16 protein-coding genes are annotated in these 15,190 nt (G+C 46.8%); all 16 read right to left on the minus strand.

Annotation, left to right across the window (positions count from 1 at the left end; genetic code table 11):
* Positions 1-2: 2 nt before the first annotated feature.
* The 16 genes from B9L23_RS18945 to B9L23_RS19020 all read right to left on the minus strand — a co-directional run bounded on the left by B9L23_RS18945 (position 3) and on the right by B9L23_RS19020 (position 15,033).
* Positions 3-1,529 (minus strand): NADH-quinone oxidoreductase subunit M, encoded by a 1,527-nt coding sequence (locus B9L23_RS18945; protein ID WP_089098249.1) that lies wholly within the window; start codon positions 1,527-1,529, stop codon positions 3-5.
* Entirely contained in the window at positions 1,529-3,382 is a 1,854-nt protein-coding gene (gene nuoL, locus B9L23_RS18950; protein WP_089098250.1) for an NADH-quinone oxidoreductase subunit L, read from the minus strand. Before nuoL ends, B9L23_RS18945 begins: the two co-directional genes overlap by 1 nt.
* A 57-nt stretch (positions 3,383-3,439) precedes the next feature.
* Positions 3,440-3,754: an NADH-quinone oxidoreductase subunit NuoK gene (nuoK, locus tag B9L23_RS18955; protein ID WP_062678120.1), complete on the minus strand. Its 315-nt coding sequence runs from the start codon at positions 3,752-3,754 to the stop codon at positions 3,440-3,442.
* A complete protein-coding gene (locus B9L23_RS18960) occupies positions 3,751-4,272 on the minus strand; it encodes an NADH-quinone oxidoreductase subunit J (protein ID WP_062754408.1) in 522 nt (173 codons plus the stop codon). Before B9L23_RS18960 ends, nuoK begins: the two co-directional genes overlap by 4 nt.
* A complete protein-coding gene (gene nuoI, locus B9L23_RS18965) occupies positions 4,269-4,688 on the minus strand; it encodes an NADH-quinone oxidoreductase subunit NuoI (protein WP_015865303.1) in 420 nt (139 codons plus the stop codon). Before nuoI ends, B9L23_RS18960 begins: the two co-directional genes overlap by 4 nt.
* Positions 4,689-4,707: 19 nt before the next feature.
* Positions 4,708-5,709 (minus strand): NADH-quinone oxidoreductase subunit NuoH, encoded by a 1,002-nt coding sequence (gene nuoH / locus B9L23_RS18970; RefSeq protein WP_089098251.1) that lies wholly within the window; start codon positions 5,707-5,709, stop codon positions 4,708-4,710.
* Positions 5,706-6,806, minus strand: a complete 1,101-nt coding sequence (locus B9L23_RS18975; protein WP_015865305.1) for an NADH-quinone oxidoreductase subunit D — start codon at positions 6,804-6,806, stop codon at positions 5,706-5,708. Before B9L23_RS18975 ends, nuoH begins: the two co-directional genes overlap by 4 nt.
* 2 nt (positions 6,807-6,808) lie before the next feature.
* The gene (locus B9L23_RS18980) at positions 6,809-8,404 is read right to left on the minus strand and encodes an NADH-quinone oxidoreductase subunit C (RefSeq protein ID WP_089098252.1); all 1,596 of its coding nucleotides are present in this window, start codon (positions 8,402-8,404) and stop codon (positions 6,809-6,811) included.
* A 3-nt stretch (positions 8,405-8,407) separates the two neighbouring features.
* Positions 8,408-8,920, minus strand: coding sequence for a NuoB/complex I 20 kDa subunit family protein (locus B9L23_RS18985; protein WP_141103880.1), 513 nt, complete (start codon positions 8,918-8,920; stop codon positions 8,408-8,410).
* Entirely contained in the window at positions 8,911-9,279 is a 369-nt protein-coding gene (locus B9L23_RS18990) for an NADH-quinone oxidoreductase subunit A (protein WP_015865308.1), read from the minus strand. Before B9L23_RS18990 ends, B9L23_RS18985 begins: the two co-directional genes overlap by 10 nt.
* A 184-nt stretch (positions 9,280-9,463) precedes the next feature.
* Positions 9,464-9,865, minus strand: coding sequence for a F0F1 ATP synthase subunit epsilon (locus tag B9L23_RS18995; RefSeq protein WP_062678125.1), 402 nt, complete (start codon positions 9,863-9,865; stop codon positions 9,464-9,466).
* Between the two features lie 25 nt (positions 9,866-9,890).
* Positions 9,891-11,312 carry a F0F1 ATP synthase subunit beta gene (atpD, locus tag B9L23_RS19000; RefSeq protein ID WP_015865310.1) on the minus strand — a complete coding sequence of 474 codons (1,422 nt, stop codon included), beginning with the start codon at positions 11,310-11,312 and terminating at the stop codon, positions 9,891-9,893.
* Positions 11,313-11,511: 199 nt separating this feature from the next.
* Positions 11,512-12,369, minus strand: a complete 858-nt coding sequence (locus B9L23_RS19005; RefSeq protein ID WP_015865311.1) for a F0F1 ATP synthase subunit gamma — start codon at positions 12,367-12,369, stop codon at positions 11,512-11,514.
* Between the two features lie 79 nt (positions 12,370-12,448).
* Entirely contained in the window at positions 12,449-13,957 is a 1,509-nt protein-coding gene (gene atpA, locus B9L23_RS19010; RefSeq protein ID WP_015865312.1) for a F0F1 ATP synthase subunit alpha, read from the minus strand.
* Positions 13,958-13,981: 24 nt separating this feature from the next.
* On the minus strand, positions 13,982-14,518 hold the full coding sequence (locus B9L23_RS19015; RefSeq protein ID WP_015865313.1) for a F0F1 ATP synthase subunit delta: 537 nt from the start codon (positions 14,516-14,518) through the stop codon (positions 13,982-13,984).
* Entirely contained in the window at positions 14,515-15,033 is a 519-nt protein-coding gene (locus tag B9L23_RS19020; protein ID WP_062678128.1) for a F0F1 ATP synthase subunit B, read from the minus strand. Before B9L23_RS19020 ends, B9L23_RS19015 begins: the two co-directional genes overlap by 4 nt.
* Positions 15,034-15,190: the final 157 nt, after the last annotated feature.

A 15,190-nucleotide genomic window follows, 5' to 3' on the forward strand; every position in this document is an offset into this window, starting at 1 on the left:
TCTCACACTCCTAACCCGTTCATCATCATTTCAATCGTCGCTTGCAATGGTTTCGCTAAAATATGCGGATATACGCCGATCATCACAATCAATGCGAGCAATACGAACACCGGAATCGCTTCCGCCAGGCTCATATCAAGCGCTTGTACATCATCGCGCTTGGAGGCGCCAAACGTCATGTTCAATACGGCGCGAAGCAGGTAAACCGCGGTCATAATAATGCCGAGCGCACCGATCGCCGCAACGACCGGCTCTGTTTTGAACAAACCTAAAAATGCGGTAAACTCACTTACAAACCCAGACATTCCCGGCAATCCGAGCGACGCCATCGCTCCTGCCAATAAGCATCCCGCCGTCAGCGGCATCACTTTCGCCAGCCCTCCTAAACGGTCGATCGTCGTCGTACTCGTTCGTTCGTATAAAATGCTGACGAGCAAGAACAGCAATGCGGAAATAAATCCATGGGAAACAGCCTGGAAAATCGCCCCTTGAATCCCTGCTTCATTCAGCGCTCCCAATCCAATGAGCACAATTCCCATATGGGAAACACTCGAATAGGCAAGCACCATTTTAAAATCGTCTTGGACGAACGCTAAAAACGCTCCGTACAATAAGTTGACAACCCCTAAAATCGCAATCCAAAAAGCGAAATCGCGGAATTGATCTGGGAATAAACCGATGCCGAACCGAATCAAACCGTACGCCCCGATTTTTAATAGCACGCCGGAGTGCAGCATCACAATCGACGGCGGCGCTTGTACGTGCACCCGCAAAATCCAGCGGTGAAACGGAACGATCGGCAGCTTAATCCCAAATGCGATCAACAATGCAATAAACAATCCTAAGCGCAAATCGTTTGAAATCGGCGCGACAAGCTGCGCCTCGACCGCCGGGTTATGAAGCATTTCTTTTAATAGCTCGATATTGGACGTCCCGGTGCGGGCAAATAAAACGATAATGGCAATCAGTAAAATCGCCGAACCAATCCCGTTGTAAAGCAAGTAGCTGTATGCGGCGCGCTCCCGTTCAAAACCGCCCCATTTTCCAACTAAAAAGAACATCGGAACGAGTGTGATTTCTAAAAAGATAAAGAATAAAATCATATTTCCTGCCGCAAACACGCCAAGCATGCCGATTTCTAATAGAAGAAAGAGCATGAAATAGCCTTTCCACTCTTTTTTGATATGGATGGAGGCGACGGCGGCAAGCGTCGCCAATAGCGACGTAAGCACGATCATGACAAGCGAAAAGCCGTCGATGCTCAGCTCATAACGGATGGCGAACGTGGACTCCGTTAAAAACGGAAAATCCGCGAAGCGAACCCAATCGTGTTTTTCTGCCAAATGTTCCAGGCGGTAACCCCGCAAATATTGTACAAAGGCAAATAGCGATAAAATCAGCGATGGCAGCGTAGATAAAAAACCGAGCCATTTTATCGTCCGCTCTTGCGTTTTTGGTACAAACGCAAGCAAAAGAATGCCAACAAGCGGGGAGAAAACGAGAAGGGAGAGAAAATACGTTCCATTCATTATAAATACCCCCCTGTGAACGCGAGAATGACGACGAGAAGCGCAAGGCCGATCAACGTCACCGCGCCATACATTTGAACTTGCCCGTTTTGCAGCCGCGATCCGATTGAACCAACCGTGTTTACTGCCGCTGCAACGAGACTGGCCATTCCCTCTACGATAAAGCGATCAATATAATAGAATAATAGACTAATGGCGTTTGCCGCATAGCCAACCGTCCATGCATAACATTCATCGATGTAATATTTATTCCATAACACGTTGTACGCAAACGGAACGCGCGAGCTAAGCCAATCTCTCGCAAGCGAACGTTTTCCGTACATCAGCCACGCGAGGAAAATGCCAAGCAACGAAACGATGGCAGCAACGACCATAATCCAGCTTGGCGCTTCTTTGTGAGCATAATGGCCATCTGTCAGCCAATCGCCGAGAAATGTCCCGAACCATGGAGTATGAATATACCCGGAAATGACGGCAAGCACGGCCAAGACGAGCATCGGAAACGTCATAACCGCTGGCGATTCATGAATTTCCTCCGCTTCATGCCGCCCCTCGCCGCTAAAGACAAGGAAGAAGAGACGGAACATATAAAACGCGGTGAAAAACGAAGCAAAAACCGCAATCCAGAATAAAACGACATGACCATTCGTCCAAGCGGCGGCAAGAATTTCGTCTTTGCTAAAGAATCCTGATAAAAGCGGGACCCCGCTGATGGCCAGCGTTCCAACTAGAAATAGCGGCGCGGTAAGCGGCATTTTCCGCCAAAGTCCGCCCATTTTTTCAATGTCTTGCGTGCCGACAGCATGAATGACGCTTCCTGCCGCTAAAAACAAGAGCGCTTTAAAAAATGCATGTGTCGTCAAATGGAATATTCCCGCTACATAGCTTCCCGAACCGAGTGCAAGCATCATGTAGCCGAGCTGGCTTACCGTCGAGTAGGCAAGCACGCGCTTAATATCGGTCTGCACAAGGCCGATGGATGCGGCGAAAATCGCCGTAAATCCCCCGACAACCGCGACCGTCAGCATCGCCGTTTCGCTTGCTTCGTATAACGGGAACAGCGCAGCCACTAAATAAACCCCTGCGGCTACCATCGTGGCCGCGTGAATCAACGCCGAAACTGGCGTCGGACCTTCCATGGCATCTGGAAGCCACGTATGAAGCGGAAACTGGCCAGATTTTCCGATCGCTCCCACGAAAATGAGAATCGCCGCTAGGGTCACCATCGTCTGCGACAGCGTTCCGTCTTGCACGGCTTTAAAAATGTCATCATACTCAAAACTGCCCACTTGCCAGAATAATAGAATCATGCCGATAAAAAAGCCGACATCGCCGATCCGCGTCATAATAAACGCTTTTTTCGCAGCCGCTTTCGCTTCTTCTTTATAGAAATAAAATCCGATTAATAGAAACGAACCAAGACCAACCAGTTCCCAAAACATATATGTCTGCAATAAATTCGGCGAAACGACAAGACCGAGCATCGCAAACGTGAACAGCCCTAAATACGCATAGAAAACCGAGAACCGCTCATCGCCGCGCATATACCCTTTTGCATACATATGTACTAGAAAGCTAACGAGGGAGACAACGACAAGCATTAATGCATTTAGCGCCGTCACCTCAAATCCAGCTGTCAATTTCGTGCTGCCGATCGTAAGCCATACTTGTTCTGCTTTGTAAGTCGAACCGCCAATGCGGTCAAACAGCACGGCGACAGAAACAAGGAAAGAAATGAACGTCGCTAGTATTCCAACATAAGCACTCGCTTCTTTCATTCGTTTTCCGAAAAGCAGCAATAAGAAAAAGGAAAATAGCGGAAAAAGCGGCACAATCCAAGCCATTTCCATCATGGTATCACAGTCCCCTTTTGATCAAAGAGCTTGAAGAGCTCTTTGCATTTTCTTGCTTTAATGTTTCATCGAATCGATCTCATCGATATGAACGGTTTTGCGGTTGCGATAAAGCGCCATTAAAATCGCGAGTCCCACCGCGGCTTCAGCAGCTGCCACCGTGATGGTAAATAGGGCAAAAATTTGCCCTGAAATACCGGGATGAGCCCCGTATTTCGCAAAAGCGACTAAATTAATATTGACGGCATTCAGCATTAACTCAATACAAATGAGCACAATCACTGTATTTCGTTTGGTGAGCGCTCCATACAGCCCAATGCAAAACAAGATGAGCGCAAGTACCAGATATACGGATAATGGAACGGAGCTCATTTTTTTGGCGCCCCCTTATCATTTTTTTTCGCTAGTATAATCGCGCCGACAAGCGCCACAAGCAAAATGATCGATGTAATTTCAAACGGAATGATATAATGAGAATATAGGGCGAGGCCGATTTGTTCCGTATTGTTTTCATGGAGATTTGCGGCTTCCTCGCCAAAATCAAGCTGATAAATGCCGAGATAAACGGCGATGCCAAAGGCAAAGACCGCGATGGCGGTGAATGTTTTTCGCCAAAATCCGCCTGTTGTCGTTTCTTCTTTTTCTTCCTCCCGATGGCGCGTCAACATGATGCCAAACAGCATGATAATGGTAATGGCCCCAGAGTAAATAAGCACTTGCACAGCAGCAACAAATTCGGCTGATAAGAGCACGTAAAGACCCGCAATGCTGATGAACGTAAACACAAGCGCGATGACCATATGAACGACTTTCGTTAAATTCAGCATGAGCACTCCGCCGATGATCGCAACAAGGGCAAGCACTAAAAAGGCGAGATATTCTCCGCTCACGGCTTATTCTCCTTTCGGACATTGGCGTCGTTTTCATCGAGCCATGCCAAATCTTTATAAAGGGCATCGCGGCTATATTCCGCCAGCTCAAAATTGTTCGTCATGACGATGGCTTCTGTCGGACATACTTCTGTACAAAGGTCGCATAAAATGCAAATTTCGAAGTTAATGCTGTACGTATCAATGATTTTCCCTTTTTTCGTCGGATCCGGATGCTTTTTTCCTGTCAATTGAATACAGTCGGTTGGACAAATATTAGCACATTGATTGCAAACGATACATTTTTCGGGATAAAATTTTTGAATGCCGCGAAACCGATCTGGAAGGGGAAGCGGTTCATTCGGATAGTCGTACGTTACTTTTTCCCGAGTTAAATTTTTCAGGGTATATGCCAACCCTTTGGCTAAACCGATCATGCATGCCACCCCATTCTTATTAGAAAAATAGTTCTTGTATCAGCGCGGTAACAAAAATATTTGCAAGCGCCACAGGAAACAATACTTTCCATCCTAATTCCATGAGCTGGTCCGCTCTAAGGCGCGGAAATGTCACACGGAACCAAATCAGGACGAAAACAACGATGCTGAATTTTAACGCAAACCAAACCGCTCCTGGAATGAAATCTAAAAACATCACCGGGTGCCATCCACCTAAAAATAATATCGTTGTAAGCGCCGCCATAGCAAAAAGATACACATATTCCGAAAGCATAAAGAATGCCCAACGAAAACCGGAATACTCGACATGAAACCCGGCAACAAGCTCTGATTCCGCTTCCGGCAAGTCGAATGGAGTGCGGTTTAACTCCGCGACAGCAGCAATGAAAAATACGATAAACGCAATTGGCTGTATGAAAATATACCATACATCTTTTTGCGCTTCGACAATATCGTTTAAATTTAAACTGCCCGTTAGCAAAACAACGCCAAGCACAGACACAACAAGCGGAATTTCATAGGAAATCATTTGTGCCGCCGCACGCATTGCGCCGATGAGCGCATATTTATTGTTCGATGCCCATCCGCCGGCCACAACGCCGATCGTCGTCAGTCCCGAAACGGCAATGTAATAAAGCAGGCCAACGCCGATATCGGCAAATTGAAATGCGTCAGTGAACGGCAATGTCGCCAATACCATAAACGCCGGCGCAAAAGCGATAATCGGCGCTAAAATGAATAACGGCTTGTCAGCAGCTTTTGGAATCGTATCTTCTTTTAAAAGCAGCTTTAATACGTCCGCGACCGTTTGCAATAGCCCCCATCTGCCTCCGACTTGGTTCGGGCCGTAACGGCCTTGCATAAATCCCATGACTTTTCGTTCCGCTAAAATGCCATACGTCACAAAAGCAAGAACGGCAAGCAACAAGGCGATGCCAAGTCCGAAGAAGATCACGAGATTCGTCCAGCTCGGAGTAGAATTCAGCAATTGTTCCATCATCCGTCGACCTCCCCGAGCACAATATCAATCGAGCCAAGAATCGCAATCACATTCGCAATATTTTCCCCTTTTAACAGTTTCGGGAGTATTTGCAAATTGTAAAACGACGGCCGACGGAATTTGATGCGGTACGGCTCTTTCTTTCCGTCGCTGGCGATGTAACAGCCGATTTCCCCGCGCGGTGATTCAATGCGGACAAATGTCTCTCCCGGCGGCGCTTTAATGATGCGCGGCACTTTCCCCATAATTTCTCCGCTTTTTGGAAATTGCTCACATGCTTGTTCGATGATTTTTAACGATTCTTCTATTTCCGCCAAGCGGCATTCATAACGGGCAAGGCAATCTCCTTCTTCCCGCACCGGAATGTCAAAATCAAAACGGTCATAAATCGAATACGGCTCGTTTTTCCGTAAGTCCCATTTCACGCCGGTACAACGCAAGTTTACGCCGCTTAACGAATAATTGATCGCCTCTTCTTTCGTATATTTGCCAACACCGATGACACGATGGCGGAAAATTTCATTTCCTGTCACAAGGTCATGATAACCAGCGAGTTTTTCCCGCATATACGGGACAAATTGTTTTACTTTTTCAATCCATCCATCCGGCGCATCCCATTTCACGCCGCCGACGCGCATGTAATTGAACGTCAGTCGCGCCCCTGACAGCTCGTTTAATAGATTAATAATCATTTCCCGCTCGCGGAATGCGTACAAAAACGGGCTTGTGGCGCCAAGGTCGAGCAAATACGTCCCCCACCAGACAAGATGGCTGGCGATTCTGCCAAGTTCCATTGCCAAAACGCGCAAATATTCCGCTCGTTCCGGAACTTCAATGCCCATCATTGTTTCCACTGCATGACAAATAACATAGTTATTGGTCATTGCCGATAAATAATCCATCCGGTCTGTATACGGGATGATTTGCGTATATTGTAAGTTTTCCGCTAACTTTTCCGTTCCGCGGTGGAGGTAGCCGATGACAGGTTTCGCTTCTTGAATGATCTCTCCATCTATTTTTAAAATGAGGCGGAAAACTCCGTGTGTACTCGGGTGCTGCGGTCCTACGTTTAAAATCATTTCTTCCGTCCGAAGCATAGTTATACCTCCGCGTCGTATGGTTCATAATCTTTGCGAAGCGGATATCCGACCCAATCTTCTCCTAAAAAGATACGGATTAAATTCGGGTGCCCTTTAAAGCGGATTCCTAATAGGTCGTACGCCTCGCATTCCGGCCAATTTGCCCCCTGCCAAAGCGGAACGAGAGAATCAATCTCCGGCTGGTCGCGGTCGATTTTCACTTTTAATGCGACAGCTTGTCGTTTTTTATAAGAATATAAGTGCACATATACTTCCATATGTGTTTGAAAATCCGTTCCATGCAGCTCCGACAAATAATCAAAACTAAGCTGTTCGTTATATTTTAGAAACTCGGCGATTTTGTAATATGTATCCTTTTTTGCGACCAATGTCGGAACATCTTTGGAAAGGCGGTTAATATAGGCATCTTCTAGCACATCTTCGCCGAGATGTTCGCGAATCACTTTGACGTATTTATCAAGAAGCGGCTGATTTGGCGATGGAGTTTCTTCTTTTTTCGCTGCTGGCTCCGAATCTCCTGCGGCTTTCGCTTTCGCCGCAGCCGCTGCTTTGGCTTTTGCTGCCGCTGCTGCCTTTGCTTTCGCTTTTGCGAGATCATCATCGTTTTCGCCAGCGGTGCCGCTTGCTTGTTGTTTTGCCAGCGCTTTTGCTTTGGCTTTTGCAGCGGCTGCCGCCTTCGCCTTCGCTGCCGCAATCGCTTTTTGTTTGGCAAGGTCATCTTCCGCTCCGTCGCCCGCTGCTTCTTTTGCTTTTTGCTTCGCTAGCGCCGCCGCTTTGGCTTTCGCTGCCGCTGCTGCTTTCTTCTTCGCAAGCGCTAGATCATCTTCGGCTGTTTCTTGGTTTTCTCCTTCTGCCTGCTGCGCTTCTTTTGCTTTTTGTTTCGCCAACGCCGCCGCTTTGGCTTTCGCTGCCGCTGCTGCTTTCTTCTTCGCAAGCGCCAGATCATCTTCGGCTGTTTCTTGGTTTTCTCCTTCTGCCTGCTGCGCTTCTTTTGCCTTTTGTTTCGCTAGCGCCGCCGCTTTGGCTTTCGCCGCCGCTGCTGCTTTCTTCTTCGCAAGCGCCAGATCATCTTCTGGGGCTTCTTGCTTTTCTCCTTCTGCCTGCTGCGCTTCTTTTGCTTTTTGTTTCGCCAACGCCGCCGCTTTGGCTTTCGCCGCCGCTGCTGCTTTCTTCTTCGCAAGCGCCAGATCATCTTCGGCTGTTTCTTGGTTTTCTCCTTCTGCCTGTTGCGCTTCTTTTGCCTTTTGTTTCGCTAATGCCGCTGCTTTGGCTTTTGCCTCTTCCGCCGCTTTTTTCTTCGCAAGGGTGAGATCATCTTCGGCTGTTTCTTGGTTTTCTCCTTCTGCCTGTTGCGCTTCTTTTGCTTTTTGTTTCGCCAACGCCGCCGCTTTGGCTTTTGCCTCTTCCGCCGCTTTTTTCTTCGCAAGAGTGAGATCATCTTCGGCAAGTTTTTCTTCGGTTGGAACTTTTGGTTCTTCGAGCGGCTGTTCAGTTTGTTCGGCGGCTCGTTTCGCCGCTAATCGTTCGCGAGCCAACTGTCTCGCTCGCTCTGCCGCTTCTTTTTTCCGCTGCTGTAAATCTTTTTCTTCACTCATCGATTACAGCACCTTCTTCCCCGTCTTTGCTTCATAACGAATTTTTTCTTTTAATTTATTAATCCCGTAAATTAACGCCGCTGGATTCGGCGGGCAACCAGGAATATATACATCAACTGGTATGATTTGATCTACTCCTTTGACGACGCTATATGATTTCACATACGGCCCCCCTGCCGTTGCGCATGACCCCATGGCAATGACCCATTTTGGTTCTGGCATTTGATCATATAAACGGCGGATGATTGGCGCCATCTTTTTCGTCACCGTTCCGGATACAATCATGACATCAGACTGTCTTGGAGACGCACGGAAAAAGGAGCCGAACCGGTCTAAATCATAATGAGCTCCACCGACTCCCATCATTTCAATCGCGCAGCAGGCAAGACCGAACGTTAACGGCCATAGAGAATTGCTGCGGGCCCACGCCTTTAATTGTTCCAGTGTAGTGAAAAACACGTTGCGCTTTAACTCTTGCGTATCTCCTTCCGGTACGTCCAACCATTTTACATCCATTGTAACACCTTCTTTTTCCAAGCATAGACAAGCCCAAGAACGAGCATCAACACGAAAATAATCATTTCCACTAAAGCGAATAATCCTAGTTTGTTATAAGCGACTGCCCATGGATATAAAAACACTGTTTCGACATCAAAAATGACAAATAATAGTGCAAACATATAGTAACGAACTTGAAACTGAACACGCGAGTCATGGAACGGATTGTTACCGCTTTCATAAGTCGTTTGCTTTGCCTCACTCGGAACGTGTGGACGTAGAAATCGTCCTATTGTTAATGCGCCAACAGGAAGCAAAATGCCGATACACAAAAATACAAAAACAATCACATAGTTATTAACGTATACGTTCCACAATATGCCGTTCGCTCCCTTCATTATTATGCTACTTTATATTGTTTTGAAATATTACACAATTACGAATTATCCCCAGTGCCATTATAACATTTATATCCAGAAGTGTCGACAGACCATCCATTTTTACTTATAACGACAGCGATAACAATAAAAAAAGACGGGGGAAACGATTTCCTCCCGTCTTTTATTTCATGTTTGCTACGTTTAAGCGGTTAATCGCCCGTTTTAGTGCCAGTTCCGCACGTTTAAAGTCGATATCATCCTCTTTGCTTTGCAGACGCCGTTCCGCGCGTTCTTTCGCCGCTTTTGCCCGGGTCACATCGATATCTTCCGCTCTTTCCGCCGCTTGCGCCAAAATCGTCACTTTGTCAGGGCGGACTTCCAAAAACCCGCCGCTGACCGCGATATATTCCGTTTTCCCCTCTTTTTTCAGGCGAACGGCACTGATCTCAAGCGGAGCGACAAGCGGAATATGCCCTGGCAAAATTCCAAGCTCTCCGCTTTTTGCTTTCGTGCTTACCATCTCTACGTCCGCTTCATATACCGGGCCATCAGGAGTAACGACACTGACCTTGATCGTTTTCATCATGAAATCCTCCTATGTCCCTCAATTAAACTTCTACGCCCATTTGCTTCGCTTTTTCAACAACTTCTTCAATGCGCCCTACTAAGCGGAAAGCATCTTCTGGAATGTGATCGTATTTTCCTTCCAAAATTTCTTTGAAGCCGCGAACTGTTTCTTTAATAGGCACGTAAGAACCAGGTTGGCCTGTAAATTGCTCCGCGACATGGAAGTTTTGCGATAAGAAGAATTGAATGCGGCGAGCGCGATGAACGATGAGTTTATCTTCATCGGATAGCTCATCCATACCGAGAATCGCGATAATATCTTGCAATTCTCTATAACGTTGCAATGTTTGTTGCACTTTGCGCGCTACTTGGTAATGTTCTTCACCAACGATTTCAGGCGCAAGCGCGCGAGATGTGGACGCAAGTGGATCCACTGCTGGATAAATACCCATTTCCGCAAGTTTCCGCTCTAGGTTCGTCGTTGCGTCCAAGTGAGAGAACGTTGTTGCTGGCGCTGGGTCTGTGTAGTCGTCCGCTGGTACGTAAATCGCTTGAATCGATGTGATAGAACCAGTGGCTGTAGAAGTGATCCGTTCTTGCAATTGACCCATTTCTGTCGCAAGCGTCGGTTGATAACCTACGGCAGAAGGCATGCGGCCTAATAGCGCCGAAACCTCAGAACCAGCTTGCGTGAAACGGAAAATGTTGTCGATAAAGAGCAGCACGTCTTGTCCTTGCTCATCACGGAAGTATTCCGCCATCGTTAATCCTGTCAACGCTACGCGCATCCGCGCACCAGGCGGCTCGTTCATTTGTCCGAATACCATCGCCGTTTTGCTGATAACGCCGGAATCTTTCATTTCATGGTAAAGGTCGTTCCCTTCACGAGTGCGTTCCCCTACGCCGGCGAATACGGAAATACCACCGTGCTCTTGCGCAATGTTATGAATAAGTTCTTGGATTAAGACCGTTTTTCCTACACCAGCACCGCCGAATAGACCGATTTTTCCACCTTTAATGTATGGAGCAAGCAAGTCAACGACTTTAATACCTGTTTCCAAAATTTCTACTTCTGTTGCAAGCTCTTCGAATTTTGGCGCTGGACGATGGATTGGGTCACGACGCGCATCATCTGGAATTTCCCCTTGCATGTCGATCGGTTCCCCTAAGACGTTGAATACGCGGCCAAGGGTAACTTCTCCGACTGGAACGGAAATTGGCGCACCTGTGTCAATGACTTCCATTCCACGAATCAATCCGTCTGTCGATGCCATTGCAATCGTACGAACCGTATCATCGCCAAGATGAAGTGCTACTTCTAATGTTAAGTCGATGTCGACTTCATTTTCATTACGCGCTTTATGTTGAATCTTCAAAGCGTTGTAGATCGCAGGAAGATGTCCGTTTTCGAACTTTACGTCTACAACCGGACCCATAACTTGAATAACGCGTCCTTTTGTCATCGTTTTCCCTCCTAACTTGCTAGTTGGACAGCAGTACCTATATAGTGAAACTTGAAAATTCTACTTTTGCGATCTATTTTTTCGACTGCGCTTATGCGTGACGAAGGCAAGTTATCGACTTGCCTCCGACAGTCGAAAATTCTTTCGATAAGATGAAATATCAAGTTGCGTTTATATAATTGCAGCTTCCAATTTACCGTTATTGCAACGCGTTTGCTCCCGCCACGATTTCCGTAATCTCTTGGGTAATCGCTGCTTGACGAGCACGGTTGTAGGAAAGAGTAAGCGTACGAATAAGCTCGTGCGCGTTGTCCGTCGCGTTTTTCATCGCCGTCATCCGCGCTGCATGCTCGCTTGCCTTCGCATCTAACAGCGCACCGTAAATAAGACTTTCGGCATATTGCGGCAAAAGCACATCTAAAATTTCTTCTTGAGAAGGTTCAAATTCATACGTTGTCCGTTGTTTGTTATCGACTAAATCCGTTAACGGCAACAGCTTTCTTTCTGTCACCTCTTGTTGGATCGCACTGACGTAATGGTTGTAGTACATATACAACTCATCAAACGTACCATCCGCAAACAATCCGACCGCCTTATTCGCAATTTCTTTAATATCCGCAAAAGACGGTTGATCCGGCAGCCCAGTAATATTTAAAATGACCGGGAAATTTCTCTTTTTGAAAAAGCTTAAACCGACACGTCCAATGACAATAATCGCATATTCATCTGGAGATTGATGGCGCTGTTGAATCGTTTGGTACACAGTGCGAAGAACGTTGCTGTTATACGCTCCCGCCAAGCCGCGATCCGATGTGATCACTAAATAGCCTGTCTTTTTCACCGGGCGCGTCACTAGCATCGGATGTGTCGCATTGCCGGCACCAAGGGCGATGTTCGCAACGACTTCTTGCATTTTATCCATATATGGAACAAACGATTTCGCGTTCATTTCCGCGCGGTTTAACTTCGAAGCGGAAACCATCTCCATCGCCTTCGTAATTTGGCTTGTTTTTTTCGTCGCGTTGATGCGCTTTTTAATGTCGCGTAAGGATGCCAAAGGTTTCACCACCTTTTTTATGCACGAAATCTAGAATAGAGGAGGAACAGAAGCCGTCATCCTTCTGTTCCGCCCTGCTTTATTGAGAAACAACAAACGTTTTCTTGAACGCTTCGATCGCTTTGTTGAAATCTTCTTCGTTTGGAAGTTCTTTTGTTGTACGAATATGTTCAAGCAAGTGTTGGCCGTTTTGGTCGAGCCATAAGAAGAATTCTTTTTCAAAGCGGCGAATATCTTCGACTGGAATGTCGTCTAAGAAACCGTGAGTAAGCGCGTAAATGATCGCCACTTGTTTTTCTACTGGAATCGGTGCATGCAAGTCTTGTTTTAACACTTCTACCGTACGAGCACCGCGTGCGAGCTTTGCTTGCGTCGCTTTATCAAGGTCTGAACCGAACTGTGCGAACGCTTCAAGTTCACGATACGCCGCTAAGTCAAGGCGAAGCGTACCCGATACTTTTTTCATCGCTTTAATTTGTGCCGCACCACCGACGCGGGATACGGAAAGACCAGCGTTAATCGCCGGGCGAACGCCGGAGAAGAACAAATCAGATTGCAAGAAAATTTGCCCGTCTGTAATGGAGATGACGTTCGTCGGAATGTAAGCAGAAATGTCACCAGCTTGCGTTTCGACAAACGGAAGCGCTGTTAACGAACCGCCGCCTTTGGCATCGCTTAATTTTGCTGCGCGCTCTAAGAGGCGAGAGTGCAAGTAGAAGATATCCCCTGGATATGCTTCACGGCCTGGTGGACGGCGAAGCAATAGTGACAACTCACGGTAAGCCGCCGCTTGTTTTGATAAGTCGTCATAAACAACAAGCACGTGCTGACCTTTATACATGAAATATTCGCCCATCGTTACACCGGCATATGGCGCAAGGAACAATAGTGGCGCTGGTTGTGATGCAGATGCCGTCACAACGATCGTATAATCTAGCGCACCGTGTTTCCGCAATGTTTCGACAACCGTGCGGACCGTTGATTCTTTTTGTCCGATCGCAACGTAAATACAAATCATATTTTGATCTTTTTGGTTGATAATCGTGTCGATCGCAATCGATGTTTTCCCTGTTTGACGGTCTCCGATGATTAACTCACGTTGACCGCGGCCGATTGGCACCAATGCGTCAATCGCTTTAATCCCTGTTTGCAGCGGTTCATGAACCGATTTACGGTCCATAACACCTGGTGCTGGGCTTTCAATTGGACGAGTTTCTGTCGTTTCGATTGGGCCCAAACCGTCGACTGGTTGTCCTAGAGGGTTAACGACGCGGCCAATTAACGCTTCACCGACAGGCACTTCCATGATACGTCCTGTACGGCGCACTTCATCGCCTTCTTTAATCCCTGTATATGGACCTAAAATAACGATACCAACGTTGTTTTCTTCTAAGTTTAGCGCCATTCCCATGACACCGTTGGAAAACTCGACAAGTTCCCCAGACATTACGTTGTCCAAACCATGGGCGCGCGCGATACCGTCACCAATTTGAATTACCGTACCGACATCGCTTACTTGAATTTCAGACTCATAGTTTTCGATTTGCTGCTTAATGAGCGCGCTTATTTCTTCCGCTCTGATGCTCATTCATTTCACCCCTATCTTCAAATCTTAGCCGATAAGCTGTCGTTGAATTCGTTCTAATTTTCCGCTGATGCTGCCATCGTAAATGCGGTTGCCGATGCGCAGCTTCACGCCGCCAATTAAGCTTGGGTCGACGATATTTTCAATGTGAAGCGTCGTTTTGCCCATTTTTTTCGCAAACACATCCGAAAGTGCGCGTTTTTCCTCTTCCGTTAGCGGACGAGCCGAATATGCGGTCGCCTCAGCGACGCCACGAGCTTCGTTCACCAAATGGATAAACTGCTCTGCAAGCTGTGGAACGATATCAATGCGATGACGTTCCAACAAAAGCAGCAATGTATTTCGTAACGGGCTTGACACCGCCGCGAACGTTTCTTTTATTAACGCTTTTTTCTTTTCCAATGATAGCTTCGGGTATGTCAATAGCGATAAGAATTTATCGTTTTCAGCAAACACTTGCCAAACGGCGCGAATTTCTTCCTCTAATTGATCAAGAAGCTGCTTTTCCGTGGCGATTTGAAAAAGAGCTAACGCATATCGCTTTGCTATGATTTCTTTGTTCATCGCCCTTCTCCTACCTCTTGAATGTACTCGCTAATCAACTTCGCTTGATCTTGCTCGGTTAACTCTTTTTCAATCACTTTGGAAGCAATTAATACAGATAGTGAAGCAACTTGTTCTCGCAACGCGGCCATCGCTTGTTCTTTTTCGCGTTCGATTTCTTTTTTCGCTGTCTCTTTTAAACGCTCTGCTTCCGCACGGGCAGACGCGATAATTTGCTCTTTTTGCTCCTCAGCCATTTTGCGCGCGTTTTCAATGAGCTCCTGCGCCTCTTGGCGAGATTGCTTCATTAGTTCGCGCTGTTCTTCCAATAGCTTTTCCGCTTCTTTGCGATGTTTTTCCGCTTGATCGATTTCGTTTGCAATATGCTCTTCGCGCTGTTTCATCACGCCCATTAATGGACCAAACGCGTATTTACGGAGCAATAACATTAATAATAAAAACATAATTAGCTGGAATAACATATCGCCGCCGTTGAATCCATGCCCAGCAGCCCCTAATGCAAAAAAGTTTGCCATTACGCGTTTCACTCCCTTCAAGAGTCGCCCTCTAGACCTATTTTTCTCGCTTTTTGAGCGTCATTGTTATCTTTTACGATGAAATGAACATAAAGGAATGGCGAAGGTTCGCATGGAATGATCTTCGCCATCATTGAACGATTTTGCTTGTCCTATC

The organism is Parageobacillus galactosidasius (assembly GCF_002217735.1).
Taxonomy (GTDB): Bacteria; Bacillota; Bacilli; order Bacillales; family Anoxybacillaceae; genus Parageobacillus_B; species Parageobacillus_B toebii.